The organism is Pseudomonas sp. PS01300 (assembly GCF_029960155.1).
Classification (GTDB): Bacteria; Pseudomonadota; Gammaproteobacteria; order Pseudomonadales; family Pseudomonadaceae; genus Aquipseudomonas; species Aquipseudomonas palmensis.
Genome location: NZ_JASCPN010000074.1, coordinates 1 through 23362 on the forward strand (window position 1 = coordinate 1; position 23362 = coordinate 23362).

Genomic DNA, 23362 nt, shown 5'->3' on the forward strand with positions numbered 1-23362 from the left:
AATGCGCAGGCACCGCATCGATGCCATCGCGGGTCAAGCCCGCTCCCACAGGAGCTGGCGCCGTCCTTGTGGGAGCGGGCTTGACCCGCGATAGGCATTCACACCGAAACCGGTTTCAACATCCCCCGCTCGACAATGAACCCGATCACCGCCTGCAAACCCTGCCCCGTCTTCAGGTTGCTGAACGTCCACGGCCGCTCGGGCCGCATGCGCCGGGTGTCCTTTTCCATCACCTCCAGCGACGCGCCCACATAGGGCGCCAGGTCGATCTTGTTGATCACCAGAAAATCCGACTTGGTGATCCCCGGCCCGCCCTTGCGCGGGATCTTCTCGCCCTCGGCCACGTCGATCACGTAGATCGTCAGGTCGGCCAGCTCCGGGCTGAAGGTGGCACTCAGGTTGTCACCGCCACTCTCGACGAAGATCACTTCCAGGTTGCCGAACTTGCGCGCCAGATCCTCCACCGCCGCCAGGTTCATCGAGGCATCTTCACGGATCGCGGTATGCGGGCAGCCGCCGGTCTCCACGCCGACGATGCGCTCGGGTTCGAGCGCGCCGGCTTCGGTAAGGATGCGCTGGTCTTCCTTGGTGTAGATGTCGTTGGTGACCACGGCGATCTGGTAGTCATCGCGCATGGCCTTGCACAGCGCTTCGAGCAGCGCGGTCTTGCCGGAGCCGACCGGGCCGCCGACACCGACGCGCAGGGGTTGCTGGTAGCTTTGCATGGCAGTTTCCTCAGGATCGGAACAATCGGGTGTATTGGGTTTCATGGCGGGCAGAGGCAATCGCCAGCAACGGCAGGCCGCCGCCCAGGTGTTCATCAGGTACGTCCAGCGCCCACTCCAGTACCGCAGGCAGCTCCTCGCACAACTCGCGCAGCAGGGTCTGGGCTGCCTGCTGACCGAACGGCACCAGCTTGACCCCGGCCATCACCGCCCCTTCCAGCCAGGCAAAGCCATGCCCCAGGGCCAGCTCACGCAGCGGGATCTGCCAGTGCACGGCCAGCCAGGCCATGCCGCCCAGCTGGCTCAGCTCGACGCTGCTGCGCCAGGCCGGCGCCTGACACAGCTGCCAGCCATCGAGCAGGCGCGCCAGGGCCTTGCCGCGCTGGCGTTCCTCCAGGCGCAGCTCGGCGGTTTCGCGGTTGGCCAGCAAAAAGCTGCTCCAGTGGGCGAACGCATCGGCATCTTGCGCGCGGCACGCGCTGTACAGCCGTTGCAGCAGCGGCCAGTCGAGGTGGCCGAGGGTGTCGTGCAACTGCTCGCGCTGCCAGGCGCCAAAGCCGTCGGCCCCCGTCACCCAGCCCGCCTCCACCGCCCACTCCAACCCCTGGGAATAGGTGAAGCCCCCCACCGGCAGGTTGGCGCTGACCAGTTGCAGCAGGCGCAGCAACTGCAGGTTGGCGCTCATCAGCCGGCCAGCACCAGGGCGGCACCGGCCAGCAGGCCGCCGCCACAGGCCTTCTGCAGCCCAGGGTGACGGCGCAACAGGCGCCCGGCGCCATAGCCTGCCAGCAGCAACAGGCCGCTGACCGCGACAAAGCCTGCGCTGAACACCCAGAACGCGCCCGGGCTGGCTTCGACGCCGTGGGCCCAGCCGTGAAACAGCGCGAACACCGGCATGACCAGCGCCAGCAGCACCTGGCGGCTGGGCAGCAGCAGCGCCGCGGCGGCCACCAGCAGCGAGCCGATGATCATGCTCTCCATGCCGATCACGCCCCCGAACAGATGGCCCATCAGCGCGCCGCCGAACATCGCCGCCAGCGTGGCCAGCGGCAGCGCCAGGGTGCGCCCGGTCAGGGCGGCCAGCACCCCGGTGCCCAGCAGCATCAGCAGGTGGTCAAGCCCGGTGAGCGGGTGCAGCAACCCGTCCTGCAGGGGGTTGCTGTCGTGGCCGGGGTGGGCGAACGCAGGGACGGCGATCAGCAGCAAGGCAAACGCGAGGGTCTTTTTCATCGTGCAACTCCATGTCGAAATCAGTGGGCGTGGCCAGGCACGCGAACAAAGGGGTGATCGTTGTGGCTGTGGCTGTGCGGCGCGCTCTGGTAGGCGCCGGCCTCGGGCTCGAACGGCGCCTGCTCCACCGTCACCTCAAGGCCGAAGCCACGCACCATGTCGTCCAGCACATGGTCGTGCTGGTACCGCACGAAATCGCGCTCGATCTGCAACGGCACATGCCGATTGCCCAGGTGATAGGCGGCGCGGGCCAGCGCCAGCGGGTCGGCGCAGCGCACCGTCGAGACCTGCTCCGGCGCCGCCAGCACGCGAATCACCTCACGCCCCTGGGCGTCGGCCAGCAGCTCGCCGCCGCGAATCAGCTGGCCGCGTTCGAGCATCAGCCCGGCCTCGCGCCCGTCATCCAGGGTGATGCGCACGCGGCTCTTGATGCGCGTATCCAGGCTCAGGGTGGCAGTGGCGCCGATGTGTGCGGCCTGGTTCAGGCGTTGCGTCAACAGGATCATGCTCGCTCCTCAAAACAGAAAATAACGCTGCGCCATCGGCAGCACGCTGGCCGGTTCGCACACCAGCAGCTCGCCGTCGGCGCGTACCTCATAGGTTTGTGAATCCACTTCGATGGTGGGCATCAGCCCGTTGTGCAGCATGTCGGCCTTGCGCACCGTGCGACAGCCCCGGGCCACGCCGATCAGGCTGCGCAGGCGCAGTTCATGGTGAACGCCACGCTCCACCGCGGCCTGGGACAGGAACGTCATGCGCGTGGCGTTGCGCGCCTGGCCCAGGGCGCCGAACATCGGCCGGTAGTGCACCGGCTGCGGCGTGGGTATCGAGCCGTTGATGTCGCCCATCGGCGCCATCACGATCATCCCGCCCTTGAGCACCAGTGCGGGCTTGACCCCGAAGAACGCCGGCGACCACAGCACCAGGTCGGCCAGCTTGCCGGCCTCCAGCGAACCGACTTCATGGGCGATGCCATGGGTCAGCGCCGGGTTGATGGTGTACTTGGCGATGTAGCGCTTGACCCGGAAGTTGTCGCTGCGCGCGGTGTCAGGCGCCAGCGGGCCGCGGCGCAGTTTCATCTGGTGCGCCACCTGCCAGGTGCGCAGCACCACCTCGCCCACCCGGCCCATGGCCTGGGAGTCGGACGAGGTCATCGAGAACGCGCCGATGTCGTGCAGGATGTCTTCGGCGGCAATCGTCTCGCGGCGGATGCGCGACTCGGCGAAGGCCACGTCCTCGGGGATGCTGGTGTCCAGGTGGTGGCACACCATCAGCATGTCCAGGTGCTCGTCCACGGTGTTGACGGTGTACGGCAAGGTCGGGTTGGTGGAGGACGGCAGCACGTTGGCGTAACCCGCCGCACGGATGATGTCCGGCGCATGCCCGCCGCCCGCGCCCTCGGTATGGAAGGTGTGAATGGTGCGGTCGCCGATGGCGGCCAGGGTGTCTTCGATGCAGCCGCTCTCGTTGAGGGTGTCGCTGTGCAGCGCCACCTGCACGTCCATCGCCTCGGCCACGCCCAGGCAACAGTCGATGGCCGCCGGGGTCGAGCCCCAGTCTTCGTGCAGCTTGAGCCCCACCGCCCCGGCCTCGATCTGCTCGCGCAGGGCCTGGGGTTGCGAGGCATTGCCCTTGCCCAGCAGGCCGATGTTGATCGGCAGTTCGTCGGCGGCCTGGAGCATGCGCGCCAGGTACCAGGTGCCCGAGGTGCAGGTGGTGGCGTTGGTGCCGGTGGCCGGCCCGGTGCCGCCGCCGATGAAGGTGGTGATGCCCGACACCAGCGCCTCGTCGACCTGCTGCGGGCAGATGAAATGAATGTGCGAGTCGATGCCGCCGGCGGTGACGATCTTGCCCTCGGCGGCGATCACCTCGGTGCCCGGCCCCACCGCCAGGGTCACGCCAGGCTGCACGTCGGGGTTGCCGGCCTTGCCGATGCCGAAGATGCGCCCGTTCTTCACGCCGATATCGGCCTTGACGATGCCCCAGTGGTCGATGATCAGGGCGTTGGTCAGCACCAGGTCCATGGCCTCGGCGGCCAGCATCTGGCCCTGGCCCATGCCGTCGCGGATCACCTTGCCGCCGCCGAACTTGACCTCTTCACCGTAGACCGTGAAGTCCTGCTCGACCTCCACCCACAGCTCGGTGTCGGCCAGGCGCACGCGGTCGCCCACGGTGGGGCCGAACATGTCGGCATAGGCACGCCGGGAAATACGGCTCATGCCACGGCCTCCAGCTTGCCCATCACCCGGCCCTGGAAGCCATACACCTCGCGCTTGCCGGCATAGGCCACCAGGTTGACGGTGCGCGCCTGGCCGGGTTCGAAGCGCACGGCAGTGCCGGCGGCGATGTCCAGGCGAAAGCCGCGGGTGGCCTCGCGCTCGAACACCAGAAAGGCGTTGACCTCGTAGAAGTGATAGTGCGAGCCGACCTGGATCGGCCGGTCGCCATGGTTGGCCACGCTGACGCTGATCGTGGCGCGACCGGCGTTGAGTTCGATGTCGCCGTCGGCGACCTGGATTTCTCCGGGAATCATGGGCTGCTCCTGGGCAGGTCAGACGATAGGGTCGTGGACGGTGACCAGCTTGGTCCCGTCGGGAAAGGTCGCTTCCACCTGCACGTCGTGGATCATCTCGCTGACGCCTTCCATCACCTGGTCACGCCCGAGCACTTCGCGGCCCAGGCTCATCAGCTCGGCCACCGTGCGCCCGTCGCGGGCACCTTCCATCACGCTGGCACTGATCAGCGCCACCGCCTCGGGGTAGTTGAGCTTCAGCCCACGGGCCAGGCGGCGCTCGGCGAGCAACGCGGCGGTGAACAGCAGCAGTTTGTCTTTCTCTCTCGGGGTCAGCTCCATGGTGCGGTCTCTCAAGTGGCCCAGATGCGCGGCGGGCATGGCGGCAAGCCGACGACGGTCGGTCGCAGGGCGCGCCACAGCCGCTGCAGGGTGGATTGCAGGCGTTGGTTGTCGTGGTCGAGCAGGCGCACCACCAGCAGCTGGCCAAGCAGCGTGGCGCCGGCGGGCACCGGCAGCGGGTGGATCAGTTCGCGCACCTGTTCAAGCAGTTGCTCGTTGGCCGGGGCGGCGCAGAAGGTGGCCAGCAGCGGGTGGCCGCCCAGCTTGTGCAGGTGCCCACCCTGCAGGCGCAGGCGCTCGTGCAGGCCGGGGTCGTCGGGCATGTCCACCTGCAGCCGGCTGTCCACGGCGCCATGGCTGAAGGCCTCGCCCATTACCGGGCGGCCCAGGCACAGGGTTTCCCAGGCCAGCAGGCGCGCGCCGGGGGCCAGGCTGAAATGGCTGTGCAGCGATACCCGCGCGCCGGGGAAGCAGATGCTGTCCTGGGGCAGCCACTCCAGGGTGCTGCCCTCGGCCAGGTGAAAGCGCTGGCGCAGCACCGAGGTGGGCCCGGCGCTGCGGTAGAACTTGGTGGCACCAGGCATGGTCAGCAGCGCATGGCTGCCCGGCTCCAGGTGCAGGTTCAGGGCCAGGCGATCCCCCCCCACCACCCCGCCCGGGGGGTGCAGCACATACACATGGCAGGGGTCGCCTTCGGGGTAGAACGGGCGCTGCACCAGAAGTGGGCCGAAATGCTGGCGTGCACCAATTCGGGTCCGCCCCTGACCTGCGACGAAGCGCAGGTTCAGTTCGGCGTTCCAGCCGGCCGGATCAACCGGCGCGGGGATAAATCGTTGAGCTAGCGTCATGCACGGCGGCCCTGGGCAATGGAGTGGCGACACGGCAAGGCCGGTGTCTGACCAATCGATCAGCTATCGATGCCAGGGGCAATGCAGGTTGCGAGCCAATGTTGTGCATTGGCGTGGTCACGGCGTAGGAAACGCCCTGCGATGGTTACTGCTGGCCAAACAGGTCATGGGCGTCGAGCAGCCGGTAGGCGATCTCGGGACGTTTTTCGAGGGCGCGGCGGATGGCCGCCGGTATGCTCTGGCGGGTCTTGCGGCACAACCCTGGCGGGCCCTCGACCTCGATACGGATACCGCGCATGGTGCGCACTTCATTGGGGCCGGGGGCGATGTGCACCTGGATGCCGAGCTGATCGAACAAGCGGCGCTGCAGGTGTTCGAGGTCGGGCAGGCTCTGCAGGTTTTCCAGGCGTTGGAGCAGGCGGTTTTCTTCCTGGCGGGTCAGGCGCAGAATGCGCAGGTCGGCGCCCGGCGTTTCGAGCAGGCGTTCGCGCTCGCAGATGCAGGCACCGGGTGGGCAGGGTTGGCGCAGCGGTATGATGGGCTCCATGAGGCCCAAGCATAGTCACCGGCCCCTGCGCCGGCAACGCCGGCTCCTGCCCGGTTTGCGTCGCCTGCAGGCGCCGGCGTTGCTGGCGAAGGCGTCACTGGAGATCCTTGCATGAAACAACCCGAACTCGACCTGTTCGGCCCACCCGCCCTCGGCGCCCCCGAATGGATCGGCAAGCAGACGCTGCTGCTGCCAGGCTTTGCCCTGGACCTCGTCGAGCCCCTGCTGCCGGCCCTGCGCACGGTGCTGCGCGCCGCACCGTTTCGCAACCAGCTCACCCCCGGCGGGCGCACCATCGAAGTGGCGGTCACCAATTGCGGGCCGCTGGGCTGGGTCAGCGACCGCCTGGGCTACCGCTACAGCCCCTTCGACCCGCTCACCGGCAAGCCCTGGCCTGCCCTGCCCACGCTGCTCGCCGAGCTGGCCGCTGCCGCTGCAGAGGCCGCCGGCTTCGCCCATTTCAGGCCCGACGCCTGCCTGATCAACCACTACCAGCCCGGCAACCGCCTGACCCTGCACCAGGACCGCAACGAACGCGACTTCAGCCAGCCCATCGTGTCGATCTCGCTGGGCCTGCCGGCGGTGTTCCTGTTCGGCGGGCACACCCGCAGCGAACCCACCCGCAAGGTCGGCCTGCAGCACGGCGACGTGATGGTCTGGGGCGGCGAGGATCGCCTGCGCTTTCACGGGGTCAACCCGCTCAAGGACGGCGAGCACCCACTGCTGGGCGCCCGCCGCATCAACCTGACCCTGCGCAAGGCCGGTCAACCCGATTGAACTCCCGCCGGTCTGCGCCCCTCCCACTTCATAGGGTTTGTATGAACGATGGAGCACGGCAATGGCCAAGCCACTGCAGGAATACCAGCGCAAGCGCAACTTCGACGCCACCCCGGAGCCGGCCGGCAAGGCCCGCCGCGGCGCGCGCGCGCAGGCATTGCAGTTCTGCATCCAGAAGCACGACGCCAGCCACCTGCATTACGACTTTCGCCTTGAGCTGAACGGCACCCTCAAGAGCTGGGCCATCCCCAAGGGCCCGTCACTGGACCCGAAGGTCAAGCGCCTGGCCGTCCACGTCGAAGACCACCCGCTGGACTACGCCAGCTTCGAGGGCAGCATCCCCGCAGGCCATTACGGTGCAGGCGAAGTGATCGTGTGGGACCGCGGCGTGTGGCTGCCCGAGGGCGACCCGGCCCAGGCCTATGCCAGCGGCAAGCTGCGCTTTCGCCTGCAGGGCGAAAAGCTGAACGGCACCTGGCATCTGTTTCGCACCCGCCTTGGCGGCAAGAAGGAACAGTGGATGCTGGTCAAGTCCGACGACGAGGCTGCCCGCGCCGAGGCCGACTACGACGTGCTGCAGGCCCAGCCCGACAGCGTGCTCAGCGAGCGCAGCCTGATCCCGCGCACCAAGGGCAAGGGCCAAGACAAGGACAAGCCCAAGGCCGCACCCCCGCCTCGCCGCCCAGCCAGGGCCGGCACACTGAGTGCGGCCAGGAAGACCACCCTGCCCGCCGCCCTCACGCCGCAACTGGCCACCCTGGTGGAAACCCCGCCGCAAGGCGACTGGCGCTACGAGGTCAAGTTCGACGGCTACCGCATCCTGGCGCGCATCGACGGCGACGACGTGCGCCTGTTCACCCGCAACGGCCACGACTGGACCGCGCGCATGCCGCTGCAGGCCAAGGCCCTGGCCAGCCTGGGGCTGAGCTCGGCCTGGCTGGATGGCGAAGTGGTGGTGGCCAACGCCGAGGGTATCGCCGACTTCCAGGCCCTGCAGAACGCCTTCGACAGCGACACCGATGCCAACATCGTCTACTACCTGTTCGACCTGCCCTACCTCAATGGCATGGACCTGCGCCAATGCCCGTTGCAGGAGCGGCGCGCCGCCCTGGCGGCCGTGCTTGAACCGGCCGACGAACAACGCCTGCGTTTGAGTGCCGATTTCGACGAAGCCCCCGAGTCCCTGCTGGCCAGCGCCTGCCAGATGCAGATGGAGGGCCTGATCGGCAAACGTGCCGACAGCCTCTATGTATCGCGGCGCAGTCACGACTGGATCAAGCTCAAGTGCAAGCAGCGCCAGGAATTCGTGATCGTCGGCTTCACCGAACTCAAGGGCAGCCGCGCCGCCTTCGGCGCCCTGCTGCTGGGGGTACACGACGCCGACAGCGGCCAGCTGCGCTACGCCGGCAAGGTCGGCACCGGCTTCAATACCGCCACCTTGCAGAGCCTGCTCCAGCGCCTCACCCCGCTCGAGGTGAAAAAGCCCGCGGTCGCCAACCCACCCACCGGCGCCGAAGCCCGCGGCGTGCACTGGCTCAGGCCACAGCTGCTGGCCGAGGTGGCCTACGCCCAGATGACCCGCGAAGGGGTGGTACGCCATTCGGTGTTCCATGGCCTGCGCGAAGACAAGCCGGCCCGCGCCATCGGCCTGGAGAAACCCGTGAAAGCGCCTAACCGCAAAGCCTCCGACAACACCCTGCGCATCACCCACCCCGACCGGGTGATCGATGCCAGCAGCGGCACCGACAAACGCCAGGTGGCCGAGTACTACGCCCAGGTCGCCGAATGGATCCTGCCGCACCTCAAGCGTCGCCCCGTGGCGCTGGTGCGCGCACCGGAGGGCCTGAGCGGCGAGCTGTTCTTCCAGAAGAACGCCGCCCAGCTGAACATCCCGGGCCTGGAGAGTCACGACAAGGCCGAGGCCGGCCAGGCAGTGATGATCATCGACCGCGCCGACACCCTGCTGGGCGCGGTACAGATGAACACCCTGGAACTGCACACCTGGAACGCCACCGCCAGGGACTTCGACAAACCCGACCGTTTCGTGCTCGACCTCGACCCCGACCCGGCATTGCCCTGGAAGGCGATGGTCGAAGCGACCCAGCTGACCCTGGCACTGCTCGACGAACTGGGCCTGCAGGCGTTTCTGAAAACCAGTGGCGGCAAGGGCATGCACGTGGTGGTGCCGCTGACCCGGCGTGCCGGCTGGGACGAGGTCAAGGCGTTCAGCCATGCCATCGTCACCCACATGGCCGGGTTGTTCCCCGACCGGCTGTCCGCCGTTTCGGGGCCTAAGAACCGCGTGGGGCGCATCTTCATCGACTACCTGCGCAACGCCCGTGGCGCCACTACCGTGTGCGCCTATTCGCTGCGCGCCCGCGAAGGGCTGCCGGTGTCGGTACCGATCCGCCGCGAAGAGCTCACCGAACTCAAGGGCGCCAACCAGTGGAACCTGCACAACCTGGGCGAGCGCCTGGCCAATGGCGACGACCCCTGGGCCGACTACGACAAGACCCGCCAGTCGCTCACCGTGGCGCTGCGCAAGCGCATGGGCGTGGCATGAAGGGCCTGGACTGGATCGACCTGCTGCAGTGGCCGGCCATGCTGCTCACCCTGGTGGCAGCCTGGTGGATCGGCTCGCGTCAGCCGCGTCGGCGGCGCATCGGCTTCTGCTGCTTCATGGCCAGCAACCTGCTGTGGGTGGTGTGGGGCTGGCAGACCGAGGCATGGGCATTGATCGTGCTGCAGTTCTGCCTGTGCGCCATGAACCTGCGCGGCCTGAAAAAGAATACCTCGACCCACGCTGCGTGCCCCAAGGAGTCCGCCTCATGAGCATTGTTCAAACCTTCGACCTGGGCCGCCTGGACACCCTGCTGCGCCAGTTCGCCGAGCGCCCGCAACCGCTGAACCTGGACAGCCAGCTGCTCGAACTGATGCAGGCCCTGCAGGCAGCCGGCCTGGAACGCCTGCCGTTGCCCGGCCAGGGCCAGACGCTGCAGCGCTGGCAGACCCTGGCGCGGGTGGCTGGCGCCGACCTGGCCCTGGCCAAGCTGTATGAAGGGCATACCGATGCCCTGGCGATACTCGCCGAATGCGCCGGGGCGCACCTGGCCGGCAGCGGGATATGGGGCGTGTGGGCGGCCGAGCCGCCCAGCGCACGGGTGCGCATCGTGGCTCGCGACAACCAGCGGGTGTACCTGCAGGGGCGCAAGGCCTGGTGCTCCGGCGCGCTGCAGATCGACCACGGCCTGCTCACCGCCTGGGACGAAGACGAACAGCCGCAACTGGTGGCGCTGGACCTTGCCGAGACGGGTCTGCACCGGGTGGCAGACGGCTGGCAAGCGGTGGGCATGGGCATTACCGCCAGCGTCGAGCTGGAACTGGAACACACCCCGGCGCACCTGGTGGGTGGCCCTGGCCAGTACCTCGGTCGCCCCGGCTTCTGGCACGGCGGCGCCGGCATCGCCGCCTGCTGGTACGGCGCCGCCGAGGCGCTGGCCGACTACTTGCGCGAACACTGCCGCCAGCCACGCCCCGACCCCCACGCCGACGCCCACCTGGGCGCGGTGGACGCTGCCCTGTGCGGCGCCGCTGCTGCCCTGCGCGAGTGCGCCGCACAGATCGACGCACAGCCCCAGGCCGATGCCCAGTTCGCCGTACGCCGGGTGCGAGCCCAGGTCGAATACGCCGCCACCCTGGTGCTGACCCACGTGGGCCGCGCCCTGGGTGCCACCCCGTTCTGCCGCAACAGCCACTTCGCCCGGCTCAGCGCCGACCTGCCGGTGTTCCTGCGCCAGAGCCACGCCGAGCGCGACCTGGCCGAACTGGGCCGGCAACTGGCCGGGCGTGAAGCCGGCGGGTGGCAGCTATGAGCGTCGACAACCCGATCAAGGCAGCCGGCAGCGGCACGCCATTGTCGCTGTGGCAGGCGTCCAGCGCCCTGGCCCAGGTCGCCACGGTGCAGGCCGATGAGCTGCTGCCCCCCGGTGCGCGCCTGGTGGTGGTGGCGCCCCACCCGGATGACGAGGTGCTTGGTTGCGGTGGCCTGCTGTCGACCTTCTGCGACCGTGAGCAGGCGTTGCTGCTGGTGTCGGTGACCGATGGCGAAGGCAGCCACCCCGGCTCGCTCGCCTGGCCAGGCGAGCGCCTGCGCGTTCAGCGCCCCCTGGAAAGCCGCGCAGCCCTGGCCGCGCTGGGGCTGGACGTAGACCGGGTGGCCTGGCAGCGCCTGCACCTGGCCGACAGTGGCGTGGCCGCGCACGAAGCGCAGCTGGCCCATGCGCTGGTGCGTTGCCTGCGCCCCGGCGACCGGGTGCTGAGCACCTGGCGCCTGGACGGCCACTGCGACCACGAGGCCGTGGGCCGTGCCAGCGCACAGGCGGCGCAGACCGTGGGCGCGCAACTGATCGAGGTGCCGATCTGGGCCTGGCACTGGGCCCGGCCGGACGACCCGCGCCTGCCGTGGCGCCGTGCGCGCAAGCTGGCGCTCAGCCCGCAGCAACTTGCGCGTAAGCGCGCCGCCATCGCCGCGCATGCCAGCCAGCTCCATGCCGATGGCGAGCAGCCACCGGTGTTGAGCCAGACCACCCTGCAACGCCTTCTGCAACCTTTCGAACTGCTGTTTCTATGACGGGTGTTTCCATGAGCGTATCGCCGCAGTATTTCGAACAGCTGTTCGAGCACGATGAAGACCCCTGGGCCTTTCGGACCCGCTGGTACGAGAAGCGCAAGCGCGACCTGACCCTGGCCTGCCTGCCGCGCCAGTACTACACGCGCATCTTCGAGCCCGCCTGCGCCAACGGCGAGCTCAGTGCAGTGCTGGCCGAGCGCACAGAGGCCCTGCTGTGCCAGGACCTCAATGCCACTGCCGTGGAGCTTGCGCGCCGGCGCCTGGCAGCCTGCCCCCAGGCCAGTGTGAGCCAGGGCCACCTGCCCGGCGACTGGCCGGGGGGCGAGTTCGACCTGATCGTGCTCAGCGAGATCGGCTACTACCTCGACCCCGCGCAGTGGCTGCAGGTGATCGAACAGGCCGTGGCCAGCCTGAGCCCTGGCGGTGCGCTGCTGGCCTGCCACTGGCTGCACCCCATCGACGGCTGCCCGCAGGATGGCCGCCAGGTACACGCCCTGCTCGATCAGCGCCTGCCGCTGTACCGCGCCGTGCGCCACGAAGAAGCCGACTTCCTGCTCGAATACTGGTGTTGCCAGCCATGTGCCATTGACCTGCAGGAGCCTTGCCTATGATCGGCGTGATCGTCCCCGCGCATAATGAAGAACAGTACCTGCCGGCCTGCCTGCGCGCCCTCGGGCAGGCGGCGGCGCAGGCCGAGGCCCTAGGCGAGCGCGTCGAGATCGTGGTGGTGCTCGACCAGTGCAGCGATGCCAGCCAAGCCATTGCCCTGGCGCACGGCGTGCACACCCTGCAGGTCACTGCGCGCAACGTGGGCTACGCCCGGCGTGCCGGCGCCAGCTGGATGCTCGAGCGCGGCGCGCGCTGGCTGGCCTGCACCGACGCCGACAGCTGCGTGCCGGCCGACTGGCTGGTGTGCCAGCTGGACTGCGCCGCCGACGCCGTGTGCGGCACGGTGCACGTGGAGCAATGGCAGGCGCACCAGGATGCGGCGTTGCAGGCGCGTTACCTGGCCCACTACCAGGCCCGCGAGGACCACCGGCACATCCATGGCGCCAACCTGGGCATCTGCGCCAGGGCCTACCAGCGGGTCGGCGGGTTCCGGCCCGTGCCGCTGGACGAAGACGTGCAACTGATCAGCGACCTTGAGCTGAGCGGCGCGCGCATCGTGTGGACGGCACGCAACAGCGTGTCCACCAGCAGCCGTGGCGACTGCCGGGCGCGGGGCGGCTTCGGCGACTTCCTCACCACGCTGGCGGCTACCCCGTGAGCCGTGGCGCGGCGCAGGTGCATATCGGCATCTCGGGCTGGCGCTATGTGCCGTGGCGGGGCGACTTCTACCCCGAGGGCCTGCGCCAGAAGGACGAGCTGCACTTCGCCTCGCGGGCGGTCAACAGCATCGAGATCAACGGCACCTTCTATGCGCTGCAACGTCCCGAGCGTTTCGCCGGCTGGGCGGCCGAAACGCCGCCAGGCTTCGTGTTCAGCGTCAAGGCGCCGCGCTTCATCACCCACGTGAAGCGCCTGCGCGAGATCGACGAACCGCTGGCCAACTTCTATGCCTCCGGCCCCCTGGCGCTGGGCAGCAAGCTGGGGCCGACCTTGTGGCAGTTCCCGCCCAACATGCGTTTTGACGAGGGGTTGTTCGATGCGTTTCTGGCGCGCCTGCCGCACACCGGCAAGCAGGCCAAGGCCCTGGCCGCCCAGTGTGCCGAGCGGATGCAGCGCCCGGGTTACCTGGAGGGCGCCGACCGGCAGGTGGTGCGCCATGCAGTGGAGGTGCGTCACGAGAGCTTTCTGGACCCGGCGTTCGTGGCGTTGCTGCGCAAGTACCGGGTAGCGCTGGTGGTGGCCGACACGGCGAAGAAGTGGCCGCATGTGGAGGACCTGACCAGCGACTTCGTGTACATGCGCCTGCATGGGGATGTGGCGCTGTACAGCAGCGGGTATTCGCAGGCGGCCTTGCGCGGCTGGCAAAAGCGTATCCAGGCGTGGAAACGCGGAGCGCAGCCTGGGGATGCGCGGTTGATCGATGCGGCGAGTACGGCGCCGAAGGCGGCGCATCGCGATGTGTACTGCTACTTCGACAACGACATCAAGGTGCGCGCGCCCTATGACGCCAGACGGTTGCTGGAGCTGCTGAAGCTGGACAAGGGCCTGGAAGCGACACCGGGTGCTGCGCTGTAGGAGCCAGCCAGGCTGGCGAACCGGACACCGCGAAACACCGGCCAACGCAGCGCGCCCCTTCGCCGGCAACGCCGGCGCCTACATGCCGTTCACATACCCCTTGAGAAAATCGATCCAGGCCCGCACCTTGCGCGGCACGTGGTTGCTGGCCGGGTACAGTGCATACACGCTCTGCTCGACAAAGCGATACCCCGGCAATGCATCCAGCAGGCGCCCGGTACGCAGGTCGTCCTCGATCAACCAGGCCGGCAGCAGCGCCACGCCCAGCCCCTGCAAGGCGAACGAACGCAGGATCGAGGCATTGTCCGCCACCATCACCGCCCGGCCCGAAGGCTCGTACACCGCCGCCTCCCCCCTCTGATCGAGCAACGCCCAACCGGCCTGGCGCTCGAAACGCCCATGCACCAGCCTGGGCAAGGCATTCACCTGGGCAAGGGTCGCCCCCGGCACGCCCACGCCCGGCGCCATCACCAGGTGCACTGCATAGGTCTCCAGGCACACCCCGCGGTAGCCTGAATCCTGCGCCTGACCCAACCGGATGGCCACGTCGAAGCGCTCCTGCACCAGGTCCGCGTGGCTGGTGTGGGTTTCCAGCCGCACGTTGAGCAACGGATGCTCGCGCATGAACAGCTGCAAGGCCGGCGCCACCACGCGCAAACCGTACTCCACCGTGGAGGTGACCCGCAGGCTGCCCTGCAACCCGCCATGCTCGGCACGCGCCTGCTCGATGGCCAACCGCGCCTGCTCCAGCACCAGCAGGCACTGACGGTAGAACCCCTCGCCGGCATCGGTCAACGCCACCCGGCGCGTGGTGCGGATCAGCAGGGTCACGCCCAGCTGCGCCTCCAGCTGCTTGATACCGAAGCTGACCGCGGCGCGGGTCTGGCACAGGCGTGTGGCCGCCGCCGTGAACGACCCCGCCTCCACCACGGCGCAAAACAGCTCGAAACGGTCCAGGCTGACCATGCAAAGGCCCCTTGATTGTCAAAATAATTCGACCAATCTGGCAGTATTGCGGGGCTTATTCAATCATCAGCACCGCCCTACACTGCGCCCATCGTTCTCCAGCGGCGCCCCGTCATGCCTTTTCGCAGCAAAGTCAGCCTGATCTTCCTGATGGGTTTTGCCCTCGACCTGCTCAACCTGTTCGTGCTCAACAGCGCCTACCCCGCCCTGCAGCGCCAGCTCGGCGCCTCGGTCACGCAGCTGGGCTGGGTCGGCAACGCCTACATGCTCGGCCTGACCCTGATCATCCCGCTGGGTAACGGGCTGGCGCAGCGCATCGGCGAGCGCGCCACCCTGCTGCTGTCGCTGGCCCTGTTCGGCCTGGGCTGTGCCCTGGCAGGCTCGGCCCGGAGCATCGAGGCACTGATCGGCTGGCGCCTGCTGCAGGGCCTGGGTGGCGGCCTGCTGATCCCGGTGGGCCAGGCGCTGGCCTACCGCGCCTGCCCCGCAAGCGAGCGCGCCGGCCTCACCTCGCGGGTGATGATGGTGGCCCTGCTGGTGCCGGCGCTGTCGCCGGCGCTGGGCGGGCTGATGGCCGACCAGGGCGACTGGCGCTGGGTGTTCTTCGCCCTGCTTGCGCCCACCCTGCTGTGCGCCGCGCTGGTGCTGGCCTGGCTGCCCGGCGGTCGGCCCCAGCCCAGCGCACGGCCGGCCCTGGACCTGCGCCTGTTGCGCCAGCCACTGCTGCACACCGCCATGCTCATCTACCTGTGCGTACCGGGCGTGTTCATGGGGATCAACCTGGTGGCGGCGCTGTACCTGCAAGGCACGCTGGGCCTGAGCGCCACTGCCACCGGCGGGCTGATGCTGCCGTGGGCCGCCGGTGCGCTGGCGGCAATCGCCCTGAGCCGGTGGCGCTTCAACGCACTGGGCCCACGCCCGCTGCTGCTGGCCGGCATGGGCATTCAAAGCCTGGCGGTGCTGGCGTTGGCCAGCCCCTGGCTGGTCGCCCACCCCGGTTGGCTGGTGCTGCTGTATGCGTTGCTGGGCCTGGGCAGCAGCCTGTGCAGCAGCACCGCGCAGACGGCGGCGTTCGTGGCGATCCCCGAGGCGGCCATGGGCGCGGCCAGTGCGCTGTGGAGCCTGAACCGGCAGTTGAGTTTCTTTTTCGGGGTGGCGTTGCTCGGCGCAGTGCTCGACTGGCGATTGCCGGAGCCTGCAGCCTACGCGCAAGCGCTGGCGCTGGGCGCCGCGCTGACCTTGCTGCCCTTGCCCTGGGTGCTGCGCCTGCCGGGCGCCCGGGCCGTGTTTGTTCAACCTGTGGAGTGAGTGCAATGCCAGAGCGTAATGCGGGGTTTGAAGAGGTGCTGGAGGCGCATGTGCAGATCCGCCAGTGGCTGGCCGGCGAGGCACGGCCGCCGTTGCTGGAGCGCTTTGCCGAGGGGTTCTCGATGTTCACGCTCAAGGGCACGGTGCTCGACAAGGCGCAGCTGGAGAGTTTTTTTGCCCAGGCCTATGGCTCACGGCCTGGCCTGCGCATCGAGATCGATGAGATGCACGACGTTGCGCCGGGGGTGGTGACCTATCGCGAGCATCAGCAGGATGACAGCGGCCAGACCACGCTGCGCTGGTCGACGGTGGTGTTCGACGCGCAGGGCAAGTGGCTGCATTTGCAGGAGACCGCGGCACTTGCGTAACCCCATCGCGGGTCAAGCCCGCTCCCACAGGGGCCTCGCAGGGGGTGTGGGAGCGGGCTCGACCCGCGATGAAGCCGCCGCGGTCAGGCTTTCTTGCGCGAAGGCGCTGCCTTCCTGGCCGGCGCCTTCTTGCCCCCACCCAGGCTGCGCTTGAGCAGCTCGGTGAGGTCGATGATGTCCGCCCCCTTGCCCGCTGCCTGGTCTTCGGGCGCCTCCACGGTGGCGATCTTGCCTTGGCTGGCCTTCTCCTCCACCAGCGCCATGATGGTGTCCTTGAAGTCGTTGTGGTACTCCTGCGGCGTCCAGTGCCCGGCCATGTCCTCCACCAGACGCTTGGCCATCTGCAGCTCCTTCTTGTCCACCGTGGCCGCGCTCACGCTCTTGTCCAGCTCCAGTCCTTCGAGCCCGCGGACCTCATCGGGCCAGCGCAGAGTGATCATCACCAGGGCGTCCTCCAGCGGGCGCAGCAACGCCAGGTGCTGCTGGGTGTGCAGCACCACCTTGGCCAGCGCCACCTTGCCGGTGCTCTCCAGGGTCTGGCGCAGCAGCGCATAGACCTTGCCACCGCGCTTGTCCGGCGCCAGGTAGTACGGCGTGTCGAAGTGCTGCAGCGGGATCTCGTCACTGGCCACGAACGAGAAGATATCGATGGTCTGGGTGGCCTCGGGCCGCGCCTTGCGGATCTCGTCCTCGCTGATCACCACATAGCGGCCCTTCTCGAACGCCACGCCCTTGACGATATGCTCCTTGTCGATCTCCTTGCCGGTGACCTTGTTCACCCGCTTGTAGCCCACCGGGTCCATGCTGCGCTTGTCGAGCCAGTCGAAATCGACCCGGTCGCTGCTGACCGCCGTGGTCAGCGACACCGGGATATGCACCAGCCCGAAACTGATCGCGCCCTTCCAGATCGCCCTGCTGGCCATGCTCGTCTCCTCGCCTAAGGCAATGGGTTGCCACCGGTCACGCCGAACACTTCACCGGTGATGTAACTGGATTCCTGCGACGCCAGCAGCACGTACAACGGCGCACACTCGGCCGGCTGGCCGGGGCGCTTCATCGGCGTGTGCCCGCCGAAGTCGGGGATCTTCTCCGGCGGCTGCCCGCCGCTGGGCTGCAGCACCGTCCAGATCGGCCCCGGTGCCACCGCGTTGACACGGATGCCGCGCTCGATCACCTGCTTGGCCAGGGCCTTGGTAAAGGCCACGATCGCCGCCTTGGTGGTGGCGTAGTCGAGCAGGGTCGCCGACGGCTGGTACGACTGGATCGATGCGGTATTGATGATGGTGGCCCCGGCCGGCATCAGCGGCACGGCCGCCTGGCACAGCCAGAACAGCGCGTACACGTTGGTCTTCATGGTGGCGTCGAACTGTTCGCTGCTGACCTGGCCCACCTGCTTGCGTGCCACCTGCTTGCCTGCCACGTTGACCAGGATGTCCAACCCACCCAACTGGTCGTGGGCCTGGCTGACCAGTTCGCGGCAAAAGGCCTCGTCCTTGAGGTCGCCCGGCAAGGCGATGGCACGCCGGCCCTCGGCCTCGATCAACTGGATGACCTCCTTGGCATCGCTGTGCTCGATGGGCAGGTAGTTGAGCACGATGTCCGCACCCTCGCGGGCAAAGGCGATGGCCACCGCACGGCCGATACCGGAGTCGGCGCCCGTGATCAGCGCCTTGCGCCCCTGGAGCCGGCCAAAACCCTGGTAGCTGTGCTCACCGTGGTCCGGCTTGGGTTGCATGCCGCTGTCCAGCCCAGGCGCCGATTGGCCCTGGGCCGGAAACGGCGGTTGCGGGTACTGGGTCAGCGGGTTGCGCATGCTGTACTGGTTGCTGGGTTTTGGCGTCGACATCGGGATCCTCCGGTACGGTTCAGTGCCTCAGTGCGTGGGGGCCTGCCTGGCGCAGCCGCAGCCACTGGCAGAACAGGGTTTGCCGGCCGGGTGATGATCGGCGCAGGCCTGACAGCAATAAGACTTGCCTTCGCGTTGCACGGGGTTGTCGCCAACCTTGCAGTTGCAGTCCGGGCAGGCACAGGTCTGTTGGTCCATGGTCTTGACTCCTGAAGGTGATGGTCGTCATCGGTGGCGCCGTTTGGCGCCCCTGCAAGAAGTGACCGGCCCGCGCGCGCAATGGTTCAAGGCAGTTGGTCCGCTTGCGGCAAAGCCGATGAAACCCTGGCCGCTTTGTGACCTCCACAGAACACGAGGGGCCCTTTCGCCCCGGTACCGGAGACCGCCATGACAAGCCACCTGGTCAAGCTGTTCACCCAACCCAACTCGGCGTGGGCCGATATTCGCCACGACGAGGAGGCCCACCCGCGTCACTACCTGTCACACCTGCTGTTGCTGGCACTGATCCCCACCGTATGCCTGTTCATCGGGATCACCTCGGTGGGCTGGAGCCTGGCCGAAAACGAGAACGTGCGCCTGAGTGCCAGCAGCGCGTTGCAGCTGTGCATCCTGCTGTTTCTGGCGATCATGGCGGGCACGGTGCTGATGGGGGCATTCATCCGCTGGATGTCGCGTACCTTCGATGCACGCCCCACCCTCAACCAGTGCATCGGCTTTGCCGCCTACACCGCCACACCGTATTTCGTAGCCGGGCTGGCCGGGCTGTACCCGAGCCGTTGGCTGGCGGTCACGATACTGGGCGCGGCCACGGTGTACGCGACCTTTCTGCTGTTCACCGGTCTGCCGACCTTCATGCGCATCCGCAAGGAAGACGGCCTGCTGTACTCGGCCAGCGTGTGGGGGGTGGGGTTGCTGGTGCAGGTGACCATCCTGGTGTCGATGATCCTGTTCTGGTTCAACACCCTGCAACCGGAATACCTGCGCCCGGCCGGCCTGGGCTAGCCGGGCGCATGGGGGTCAGGCGCGGTACAGCCTGCGCGGCTGCAGGCCCATGGTGCGGCGCTCTTCGCGGATCTGACCCACCAGGTCCGCGATGGCCCGCACGTCGGGCAAGGCGCTCAGCTGGATACCCGTGACCGTAAGCTCGGCATACTCGGCATCGGCCGGCAGGTGGATGGTCAGCGCCAATCCGTCGCTGCACGCCACTTCACAGCGCCATGGCAGAAAGGCGCCTTCTATCAGGCGACGCAGTTCCAGATCACACACTCCGTTCATTGGCATGATGCAACCCTCGATGTCTCAGGTGTAACCACTAGTAAGGGCCCCCCGGGCCCGACATTCAAATCGAAAACTACAATACAGCCCCCGGCATCTGATTGACCGGGGCAATGAAACCGCACCGGCATGTTCAGCCGTTGCGCGTCACCGTCAGCCCCACCGCTGCAATGCGCTCGACCTGCTCGTAGCCAGGTTCGAGCAGTTGCTCGCCAAACACGTCAGGGTCCAGCTCCTGGTAGTGCCACGACCATTGCGGGGCGGTGAGCTGGGCACGGATGGCGGCAAGGAACGGGTCGTGCCCGTCGACCATCGCCACCCCGGTGTACAGCAGCAGCGTGCCGCCCTGGCTCAGGCGCCCGATTGCCTCGTTGACGATGCGCAGCGACAGGTCGGCGCCCAGGCTGCCGCCACCGTGCCGATAGGCGCGGCGGCCGGCATCGAGCATGTACGGCGGGTTGGCGACGATCAGGTCGAAGTTGCCGGTAATGCCCTGCAGTACATCGCTGTGCGCCACCGACACATTGGCCAGCCCGGCCAGGGCCACGTTGATCGCGCTCAGGCGCAGGGCGTCGGGGTTGATGTCCAGCGCGGTGACCTGGGCGTGCCGGCGTGCACGGCCGATCAGTATCGCCCCTACCCCGGCCCCGCAGCCGATATCCACCGCGTGGTTGATTTCGCTGAAGCGGCCCTGCAGGTGGCTGGCGATGAAGTGTGCGAAGCGATAGCTGTCGGGCCCGAAGAACACCGCATCAGCCTGCGTGGTGGGAAAGCCCGAATGCACGAACAGCAGATCCTCCAGGCTCGACCAGCGCACCCGGCTGCGCCAGCAGTCGCCGTCTTCGTCGAGAATCTGTGCCACGCGCATCTGCGCCAGTTCGTCGGCCGACAGCAGCGAAGCGGTGAACGGACGGTTCCAGCCGAAAATGTCGCGCAGGGTGCGCGCCCGCGCCGCGCTCTGGCGCTCGTTGTTGCGCTGCTGGGTCAGCGGGGTGACGCAGGTGAAGCGGTAGCCGTCGGCCTGCAGGCGCCGGCCCAGTTGCAGCAGGGCCTTGTCCGCTTCAGGCTGGCAGGTGTTCAGCAGCATGGTGCACTCCTTCAGTTTAGGCCGGTGAGCTGGCGGTACATCCGCGTGGCCTGCAGGCCGCGCGGCAGTGCATGGCGGTTGCCGGCCATGGCGTCGATCAGGCGTTCGATACGGCACTGTGCGGGCAGCGCCTGCAGCTCGATGTCGAGCGCGGTTTCGTCCGAAGGCATCGAGGGTTGCAGGGCGCTGCCCTGGGTACGCTCGGGGTTGCCGGCCGGCTGCCAGTCGCCGGCAATCCAGTCATGCAGCAGCTGCTTTTCATACACGCTGAACACCCCGAACATCGCCGCGCCCGGCCCCTCGATCACCTGCCAGAAGCGGCTGAGCTGTGGGTCCTGCCCGCGCTTGATCCAGCCCTTCTGTTCCAGCACGCCAAGAAAGCCCGGCATGCTGCCCGGCTCGGCCAGCCATTGATTGACGGTGCGCCCCTGGAAGCGGCAGTAATCCGAATGCATGTGCTGGCCGAAGGCGCGTTTGCGTTCGAGCAGCGCCACCACCTCGGTCTCCAGGTCAAAGCCTGCGATGATCGCCGCCGAGCCCTGGCCCAGGTCGTTGAGCCGGTAGCCGGCGGCCACGCGCTGGTAGAAACGCCCGTCGTCCTGCTCCGGGCGCAACTGCTGCAGGGCCTGCACGGCCTTGCGTGCATGGCCGCTGCTGGCGTTGTCGATGGTGACGTGCAGGCGAAAGTACTGGGCATCCAGGCCCAGTTCGTCGAGCTCGTAGGCGCTGATCAGCAGGTGCAACGGCAGCTGCTCATAGCCCAGGTTGTAGCCGATCACCTCGGGCAGGAACATGTCGCTGTTGGCCCCCAGCGCCAGCTGCAGGCAGCCTTGCAGGTAACGCTCGTCGGGCAGCGGCACCGGCTCGTGGCAACCGGCCTCGGCCAGCAGGCGGCGATAGATCAGCACATGGTTGCAGGCCGGGTCGCCATCGCCCAGCTCTTCGAGGTAGATACGGATCAGCCCGTGATAGCGCGGGTCGGCCCAGTGTCGCAGCAGACCGTGCAGCCAGGCGCCGTCCACCGCCTTGGTGGGGGCCACATGGTGCAGAAAGTACAGCGCGTGGGCGCGAGTGCTGAAATAGCGCCGGGGCGCGCCGGCCTTGCGCCCGGCCAGGTATTCGGCGTACTCGCCGGCAATTGCGGCGGTGCGCCGGTCGGTCCACGCGTCCAGTTCGCCCGGGGTTGCCGGCAGGTCGTCCTGCAGACCCTGGGTGCGCAGCAGTTGCTCGGCCAGCCAGGCGGCACTGCCCACCAGGTCACCGCGCAGCAGCGCCTGGTAGCGGTTGAGCAGGTCGCCGGCCTGAACCTGCGCCAGGTCGGCAGTCGGGCGGGTTGCGTTCATCACGGTCATGGCCGTTGTCCTCTTGGCTGCCCCTTGCAGTCGATATGCAAGGGAATGGGCGCTGCGCTGCAAAGTTCCACAGCCCCGCCAAGCGGATGAAAAAGTCGTGCGGGCTTACCGTTCGTCTCATGCACGCAAAGATTTTAAAACTTTGCCCCGTGGCCTATCTCCACACCTATGTGAGGTCCACAAGGCTTCGCATCCCAATGACATGAGGATCAGCATCATGGACAAGAAAGAAAACTCGGGAAACTTTGCCAACGACAAGAACAAGGCGTCGGAAGCCGGCAAAAAAGGTGGGCAGGCCTCCGGAGGCGGCGCTGGCAGCCAGGGCAACAAGAAGCCTGACGCCACCAAGTCTGACACCCGCAAACCAAGTGGTGGTGGTCGTAGCTGACGCTCGAGCGACCGGCGCACCGAGGGTGCGTCGGTCTTGAGGACTCTTGATGAAGCAGTACGTCATCCACTTTCACTGCCCGATCGATCAGGGCACCACCGAGCGCTTTCGCGACCGTTGCCTGCAGGCGATCGACGAAGGGGCCAGCGCCCTGCTGCTCAACCTATCGACCATCGGCGGCAGCACCCACCTGGGGTTCTCGATCTACAGCTTTCTCAAGTCGCTGCCGGTGCCGGTCAGCGCGGTGAATGCGGGCAACATCGAATCCATGGGCATCGTGATGTACCTGGCCGCCAGCGAACGCCTGGCCGTGCCCCACTCGCGGTTTCTGATCCACCCCATGACCTGGCACTTCAGCCAGAGCGCGGTGGACCACTCGCGCCTGCGTGAATACCTGTCGAGCCTGAACAACGACCTGGAGCGCTATGCGCGGATCTTCGAACTGGAGACCGCCCATGCCGAGCGCAAACTGGACATCATCCACTGCCTGTCGGCCGAGGAACGGGTGATCCCTGCCTACGATTCGCTGGCCTGCGGCATGGCCCACCGGCTGGAACAGGTAGTGTTCGACACCGATGCCCGCCACCTCACCGTCAGCGCCGAACACTGATGTCGAACAATCAGACTGAATTATTTGGTGGCTGGAAGGTACTTAGTTAGGCGGTATGAGTGAACACGCATCGGTCACCACGTTGAAAGGATTTTCAGGGAACCATGAACAACGCAAAACTCTTCGTCATCGACTATCAATTGCACGGCAAACAGAAGTCCTTCGTGATTCGTGCCGAGGCGATGGACAACGCCGAAGCCTGGCACTGGGCCAGCTGTGACGCCGGGGTGGGGCATATTCCGCGCTATGGGCGCGAGAAGGTAAAGAAGGTCAGCAAGCCACTGGCCGAACGGTACGGAATCACCGAGGTGACGTGGCGCCAGAGCCACTGAGACGGCGCTGCGGTCAGCGCGGGCCAGGCCCGCGC

The 23362-nt window shown here is 67.6% G+C and carries 30 protein-coding genes; 14 read left to right on the forward strand and 16 right to left on the reverse strand.

Annotated features, from left to right (window positions below; translation table 11 throughout):
* Positions 1-98: 98 nt before the first annotated feature.
* The 9 genes from ureG to QMX96_RS23800 all read right to left on the reverse strand — a co-directional run bounded on the left by ureG (position 99) and on the right by QMX96_RS23800 (position 6204).
* A complete protein-coding gene (gene ureG, locus QMX96_RS23760; protein WP_043860582.1) occupies positions 99-725 on the reverse strand; it encodes an urease accessory protein UreG in 627 nt (208 codons plus the stop codon).
* 10 nt (positions 726-735) lie between these two features.
* Positions 736-1410: an urease accessory protein UreF gene (locus tag QMX96_RS23765; RefSeq protein ID WP_054914445.1), complete on the reverse strand. Its 675-nt coding sequence runs from the start codon at positions 1408-1410 to the stop codon at positions 736-738.
* The gene (locus tag QMX96_RS23770) at positions 1410-1955 is read right to left on the reverse strand and encodes a HupE/UreJ family protein (RefSeq protein WP_058540237.1); all 546 of its coding nucleotides are present in this window, start codon (positions 1953-1955) and stop codon (positions 1410-1412) included. The genes QMX96_RS23765 and QMX96_RS23770 overlap by 1 nt, the downstream gene beginning before the upstream one ends.
* 20 nt (positions 1956-1975) lie before the next feature.
* Positions 1976-2461 carry an urease accessory protein UreE gene (gene ureE, locus QMX96_RS23775; RefSeq protein WP_043859638.1) on the reverse strand — a complete coding sequence of 162 codons (486 nt, stop codon included), beginning with the start codon at positions 2459-2461 and terminating at the stop codon, positions 1976-1978.
* A 9-nt stretch (positions 2462-2470) separates the two neighbouring features.
* Entirely contained in the window at positions 2471-4174 is a 1704-nt protein-coding gene (ureC, locus tag QMX96_RS23780) for an urease subunit alpha (RefSeq protein WP_043859639.1), read from the reverse strand.
* Entirely contained in the window at positions 4171-4488 is a 318-nt protein-coding gene (locus QMX96_RS23785) for an urease subunit beta (protein WP_054914443.1), read from the reverse strand. The genes ureC and QMX96_RS23785 overlap by 4 nt, the downstream gene beginning before the upstream one ends.
* An 18-nt stretch (positions 4489-4506) precedes the next feature.
* Positions 4507-4809, reverse strand: a complete 303-nt coding sequence (locus tag QMX96_RS23790) for an urease subunit gamma (protein ID WP_043859641.1) — start codon at positions 4807-4809, stop codon at positions 4507-4509.
* An 11-nt stretch (positions 4810-4820) separates the two neighbouring features.
* Positions 4821-5657 (reverse strand): urease accessory protein UreD, encoded by an 837-nt coding sequence (locus QMX96_RS23795; RefSeq protein ID WP_100632718.1) that lies wholly within the window; start codon positions 5655-5657, stop codon positions 4821-4823.
* Positions 5658-5802: 145 nt separating this feature from the next.
* Positions 5803-6204, reverse strand: coding sequence for a hypothetical protein (locus tag QMX96_RS23800; protein WP_054914649.1), 402 nt, complete (start codon positions 6202-6204; stop codon positions 5803-5805).
* A 111-nt stretch (positions 6205-6315) separates the two neighbouring features.
* Here QMX96_RS23800 and alkB point away from each other — a divergent pair, with 111 nt between their 5' ends.
* The 8 genes from alkB to QMX96_RS23840 all read left to right on the forward strand — a co-directional run bounded on the left by alkB (position 6316) and on the right by QMX96_RS23840 (position 13795).
* Positions 6316-6981 carry a DNA oxidative demethylase AlkB gene (gene alkB, locus QMX96_RS23805; protein ID WP_054914441.1) on the forward strand — a complete coding sequence of 222 codons (666 nt, stop codon included), beginning with the start codon at positions 6316-6318 and terminating at the stop codon, positions 6979-6981.
* 61 nt (positions 6982-7042) lie between these two features.
* Positions 7043-9544, forward strand: coding sequence for a DNA ligase D (gene ligD, locus QMX96_RS23810; RefSeq protein WP_282362579.1), 2502 nt, complete (start codon positions 7043-7045; stop codon positions 9542-9544).
* The gene (locus tag QMX96_RS23815; protein ID WP_078481216.1) at positions 9541-9813 is read left to right on the forward strand and encodes a hypothetical protein; all 273 of its coding nucleotides are present in this window, start codon (positions 9541-9543) and stop codon (positions 9811-9813) included. The genes ligD and QMX96_RS23815 overlap by 4 nt, the downstream gene beginning before the upstream one ends.
* Positions 9810-10853 carry an acyl-CoA dehydrogenase gene (locus QMX96_RS23820; RefSeq protein ID WP_100632716.1) on the forward strand — a complete coding sequence of 348 codons (1044 nt, stop codon included), beginning with the start codon at positions 9810-9812 and terminating at the stop codon, positions 10851-10853. The genes QMX96_RS23815 and QMX96_RS23820 overlap by 4 nt, the downstream gene beginning before the upstream one ends.
* A complete protein-coding gene (locus QMX96_RS23825; protein ID WP_100632715.1) occupies positions 10850-11611 on the forward strand; it encodes a PIG-L family deacetylase in 762 nt (253 codons plus the stop codon). Before QMX96_RS23820 ends, QMX96_RS23825 begins: the two co-directional genes overlap by 4 nt.
* An 11-nt stretch (positions 11612-11622) precedes the next feature.
* Positions 11623-12222 carry a class I SAM-dependent methyltransferase gene (locus tag QMX96_RS23830; RefSeq protein WP_100632714.1) on the forward strand — a complete coding sequence of 200 codons (600 nt, stop codon included), beginning with the start codon at positions 11623-11625 and terminating at the stop codon, positions 12220-12222.
* The gene (locus QMX96_RS23835) at positions 12219-12878 is read left to right on the forward strand and encodes a glycosyltransferase (protein ID WP_043860031.1); all 660 of its coding nucleotides are present in this window, start codon (positions 12219-12221) and stop codon (positions 12876-12878) included. Before QMX96_RS23830 ends, QMX96_RS23835 begins: the two co-directional genes overlap by 4 nt.
* On the forward strand, positions 12875-13795 hold the full coding sequence (locus QMX96_RS23840; protein ID WP_100632713.1) for a DUF72 domain-containing protein: 921 nt from the start codon (positions 12875-12877) through the stop codon (positions 13793-13795). The genes QMX96_RS23835 and QMX96_RS23840 overlap by 4 nt, the downstream gene beginning before the upstream one ends.
* A 78-nt stretch (positions 13796-13873) precedes the next feature.
* On the opposite strand, the gene QMX96_RS23845 is transcribed toward QMX96_RS23840, so the two are convergent.
* A complete protein-coding gene (locus QMX96_RS23845) occupies positions 13874-14761 on the reverse strand; it encodes a LysR family transcriptional regulator (RefSeq protein ID WP_043860033.1) in 888 nt (295 codons plus the stop codon).
* Between the two features lie 114 nt (positions 14762-14875).
* Here QMX96_RS23845 and QMX96_RS23850 point away from each other — a divergent pair, with 114 nt between their 5' ends.
* Both QMX96_RS23850 and QMX96_RS23855 read left to right on the forward strand, forming a co-directional pair.
* Entirely contained in the window at positions 14876-16069 is a 1194-nt protein-coding gene (locus QMX96_RS23850) for an MFS transporter (RefSeq protein WP_282362580.1), read from the forward strand.
* Between the two features lie 5 nt (positions 16070-16074).
* Positions 16075-16437: a DUF4440 domain-containing protein gene (locus QMX96_RS23855; RefSeq protein WP_100632710.1), complete on the forward strand. Its 363-nt coding sequence runs from the start codon at positions 16075-16077 to the stop codon at positions 16435-16437.
* Positions 16438-16520: 83 nt separating this feature from the next.
* Here the strand turns inward: QMX96_RS23855 and QMX96_RS23860 are convergent, their stop codons facing one another.
* The 3 genes from QMX96_RS23860 to QMX96_RS23870 are packed head-to-tail and all read right to left on the reverse strand — an operon-like array spanning position 16521 to position 18481.
* The gene (locus tag QMX96_RS23860; RefSeq protein ID WP_282362581.1) at positions 16521-17360 is read right to left on the reverse strand and encodes a Ku protein; all 840 of its coding nucleotides are present in this window, start codon (positions 17358-17360) and stop codon (positions 16521-16523) included.
* A gap of 14 nt (positions 17361-17374) precedes the next feature.
* The gene (locus QMX96_RS23865; protein ID WP_043860037.1) at positions 17375-18283 is read right to left on the reverse strand and encodes an SDR family oxidoreductase; all 909 of its coding nucleotides are present in this window, start codon (positions 18281-18283) and stop codon (positions 17375-17377) included.
* Between the two features lie 27 nt (positions 18284-18310).
* Positions 18311-18481 carry a metallothionein gene (locus tag QMX96_RS23870; protein WP_043860038.1) on the reverse strand — a complete coding sequence of 57 codons (171 nt, stop codon included), beginning with the start codon at positions 18479-18481 and terminating at the stop codon, positions 18311-18313.
* Between the two features lie 189 nt (positions 18482-18670).
* On the opposite strand from QMX96_RS23870, the gene QMX96_RS23875 reads away from it, so the two are divergent.
* Positions 18671-19285, forward strand: a complete 615-nt coding sequence (locus QMX96_RS23875) for a Yip1 family protein (protein ID WP_054914434.1) — start codon at positions 18671-18673, stop codon at positions 19283-19285.
* Positions 19286-19300: 15 nt separating this feature from the next.
* Here QMX96_RS23875 and QMX96_RS23880 read toward each other — a convergent pair whose 3' ends face one another.
* The 3 genes from QMX96_RS23880 to QMX96_RS23890 all read right to left on the reverse strand — a co-directional run bounded on the left by QMX96_RS23880 (position 19301) and on the right by QMX96_RS23890 (position 21997).
* A complete protein-coding gene (locus QMX96_RS23880; RefSeq protein WP_043860040.1) occupies positions 19301-19564 on the reverse strand; it encodes a DUF1652 domain-containing protein in 264 nt (87 codons plus the stop codon).
* Positions 19565-19691: 127 nt separating this feature from the next.
* Entirely contained in the window at positions 19692-20645 is a 954-nt protein-coding gene (locus tag QMX96_RS23885) for a class I SAM-dependent methyltransferase (protein ID WP_043860041.1), read from the reverse strand.
* A gap of 11 nt (positions 20646-20656) precedes the next feature.
* Positions 20657-21997 carry an iron-containing redox enzyme family protein gene (locus QMX96_RS23890; RefSeq protein ID WP_229590150.1) on the reverse strand — a complete coding sequence of 447 codons (1341 nt, stop codon included), beginning with the start codon at positions 21995-21997 and terminating at the stop codon, positions 20657-20659.
* Between the two features lie 217 nt (positions 21998-22214).
* Between QMX96_RS23890 and QMX96_RS23895 the strand changes: the two genes are divergently transcribed.
* The 3 genes from QMX96_RS23895 (at position 22215) to QMX96_RS23905 (ending at position 23327) form a co-directional block, all read left to right on the forward strand.
* The gene (locus QMX96_RS23895) at positions 22215-22385 is read left to right on the forward strand and encodes a KGG domain-containing protein (protein ID WP_078481227.1); all 171 of its coding nucleotides are present in this window, start codon (positions 22215-22217) and stop codon (positions 22383-22385) included.
* A 49-nt stretch (positions 22386-22434) separates the two neighbouring features.
* Positions 22435-22995, forward strand: a complete 561-nt coding sequence (locus QMX96_RS23900; RefSeq protein WP_043860043.1) for an ATP-dependent Clp protease proteolytic subunit — start codon at positions 22435-22437, stop codon at positions 22993-22995.
* A 104-nt stretch (positions 22996-23099) separates the two neighbouring features.
* On the forward strand, positions 23100-23327 hold the full coding sequence (locus QMX96_RS23905; protein ID WP_043860044.1) for a DUF6555 family protein: 228 nt from the start codon (positions 23100-23102) through the stop codon (positions 23325-23327).
* The last annotated feature ends 35 nt before the right edge of the window (positions 23328-23362 follow it).

Coding starts and splice junctions, on each gene's coding strand:
- ureG (WP_043860582.1), bottom strand. CDS start 725: ATGCAAAGCTACCAGCAACCCCTGCGCGTCGGTGTCGGCGGCCCGGTC.
- QMX96_RS23765 (WP_054914445.1), bottom strand. CDS start 1,410: ATGAGCGCCAACCTGCAGTTGCTGCGCCTGCTGCAACTGGTCAGCGCC.
- QMX96_RS23770 (WP_058540237.1), bottom strand. CDS start 1,955: ATGAAAAAGACCCTCGCGTTTGCCTTGCTGCTGATCGCCGTCCCTGCG.
- ureE (WP_043859638.1), bottom strand. CDS start 2,461: ATGATCCTGTTGACGCAACGCCTGAACCAGGCCGCACACATCGGCGCC.
- ureC (WP_043859639.1), bottom strand. CDS start 4,174: ATGAGCCGTATTTCCCGGCGTGCCTATGCCGACATGTTCGGCCCCACC.
- QMX96_RS23785 (WP_054914443.1), bottom strand. CDS start 4,488: ATGATTCCCGGAGAAATCCAGGTCGCCGACGGCGACATCGAACTCAAC.
- QMX96_RS23790 (WP_043859641.1), bottom strand. CDS start 4,809: ATGGAGCTGACCCCGAGAGAGAAAGACAAACTGCTGCTGTTCACCGCC.
- QMX96_RS23795 (WP_100632718.1), bottom strand. CDS start 5,657: ATGACGCTAGCTCAACGATTTATCCCCGCGCCGGTTGATCCGGCCGGC.
- QMX96_RS23800 (WP_054914649.1), bottom strand. CDS start 6,204: ATGGAGCCCATCATACCGCTGCGCCAACCCTGCCCACCCGGTGCCTGC.
- alkB (WP_054914441.1), top strand. CDS start 6,316: ATGAAACAACCCGAACTCGACCTGTTCGGCCCACCCGCCCTCGGCGCC.
- ligD (WP_282362579.1), top strand. CDS start 7,043: ATGGCCAAGCCACTGCAGGAATACCAGCGCAAGCGCAACTTCGACGCC.
- QMX96_RS23815 (WP_078481216.1), top strand. CDS start 9,541: ATGAAGGGCCTGGACTGGATCGACCTGCTGCAGTGGCCGGCCATGCTG.
- QMX96_RS23820 (WP_100632716.1), top strand. CDS start 9,810: ATGAGCATTGTTCAAACCTTCGACCTGGGCCGCCTGGACACCCTGCTG.
- QMX96_RS23825 (WP_100632715.1), top strand. CDS start 10,850: ATGAGCGTCGACAACCCGATCAAGGCAGCCGGCAGCGGCACGCCATTG.
- QMX96_RS23830 (WP_100632714.1), top strand. CDS start 11,623: ATGAGCGTATCGCCGCAGTATTTCGAACAGCTGTTCGAGCACGATGAA.
- QMX96_RS23835 (WP_043860031.1), top strand. CDS start 12,219: ATGATCGGCGTGATCGTCCCCGCGCATAATGAAGAACAGTACCTGCCG.
- QMX96_RS23845 (WP_043860033.1), bottom strand. CDS start 14,761: ATGGTCAGCCTGGACCGTTTCGAGCTGTTTTGCGCCGTGGTGGAGGCG.
- QMX96_RS23850 (WP_282362580.1), top strand. CDS start 14,876: ATGCCTTTTCGCAGCAAAGTCAGCCTGATCTTCCTGATGGGTTTTGCC.
- QMX96_RS23855 (WP_100632710.1), top strand. CDS start 16,075: ATGCCAGAGCGTAATGCGGGGTTTGAAGAGGTGCTGGAGGCGCATGTG.
- QMX96_RS23860 (WP_282362581.1), bottom strand. CDS start 17,360: ATGGCCAGCAGGGCGATCTGGAAGGGCGCGATCAGTTTCGGGCTGGTG.
- QMX96_RS23865 (WP_043860037.1), bottom strand. CDS start 18,283: ATGTCGACGCCAAAACCCAGCAACCAGTACAGCATGCGCAACCCGCTG.
- QMX96_RS23870 (WP_043860038.1), bottom strand. CDS start 18,481: ATGGACCAACAGACCTGTGCCTGCCCGGACTGCAACTGCAAGGTTGGC.
- QMX96_RS23875 (WP_054914434.1), top strand. CDS start 18,671: ATGACAAGCCACCTGGTCAAGCTGTTCACCCAACCCAACTCGGCGTGG.
- QMX96_RS23880 (WP_043860040.1), bottom strand. CDS start 19,564: ATGCCAATGAACGGAGTGTGTGATCTGGAACTGCGTCGCCTGATAGAA.
- QMX96_RS23885 (WP_043860041.1), bottom strand. CDS start 20,645: ATGCTGCTGAACACCTGCCAGCCTGAAGCGGACAAGGCCCTGCTGCAA.
- QMX96_RS23890 (WP_229590150.1), bottom strand. CDS start 21,997: ATGACCGTGATGAACGCAACCCGCCCGACTGCCGACCTGGCGCAGGTT.
- QMX96_RS23895 (WP_078481227.1), top strand. CDS start 22,215: ATGGACAAGAAAGAAAACTCGGGAAACTTTGCCAACGACAAGAACAAG.
- QMX96_RS23900 (WP_043860043.1), top strand. CDS start 22,435: ATGAAGCAGTACGTCATCCACTTTCACTGCCCGATCGATCAGGGCACC.
- QMX96_RS23905 (WP_043860044.1), top strand. CDS start 23,100: ATGAACAACGCAAAACTCTTCGTCATCGACTATCAATTGCACGGCAAA.